This is a genomic window from Acidovorax cavernicola (assembly GCF_003581445.1).
Genome location: NZ_QXMN01000311.1, coordinates 1 through 678, shown reverse-complemented (window position 1 = coordinate 678; position 678 = coordinate 1). Strand labels below are relative to the sequence as shown.

Below are 678 nucleotides of genomic sequence, written 5' to 3'. Positions count from 1 at the left end.
GCTGAAGCATCAGCATGCGGGTCGCACGCGACGCCAGGTCGTAAAGCCCGGGCAGGCAGACGAACAGCCGGCGCCCTTCGCGACGCTCCAGCATGCCCTCCTGCTCGATCAGGCGGATCGCTTCGCGCACCGTCGACCGGTTGACGCCGAAGCTCTCGGACAGCTCGATCTCGGTCGGCAAGGGGTCGCCGGACCGGAGCTCGCCGCTGACGATCAGCCGCTCGATCTCGTCGGCCACGACCTTGTACGCGGGCACCGACCGGATGCGCTTGAAAAGATTGGTGACGCAGGCGCGCGGGTCATCCGCGGACTGCGTGGGGTCGGAAGAATTCATGGCATCAGCTTTGGGTTAGTGATGTCATGTTGTCCGACAATGGGACTTTGCTATACAGGGTTAACCCGTTACTCGTCGCCCCGATGGCCGCCAAAAAAATGGCGAAGCGCACCTGCGTGCGCTTCGCCACTGCTTGTCGCCGCCGGTCTGCGGCGGCCCAAACCCGGGCTCCGGCAACCTGCCGGACCGCCCCGCCGCGTTACTCGGCGCGGATATTGCCGTCGCGCATCACCTTGCCCATGCGCTGCGTCTGCAGGTCGATGAACTTCTTGACTTCGGCGCTGCTGCCGGTGAACGGCTCGCCGCCCACGCTGGTGATGCGCTCCTTCACATCGGGCGCGTCG

The 678-nt window shown here is 65.6% G+C and carries 1 protein-coding gene; it reads right to left on the bottom strand.

Going from position 1 to position 678, the window contains the following annotated elements:
- On the bottom strand, window positions 1–334 hold a 334-nt coding region (locus D3H34_RS33370; protein ID WP_147400631.1), incomplete at its 3' end, for a winged helix-turn-helix domain-containing protein.
- Between the last annotated feature and the right edge of the window lie 344 nt (window positions 335–678).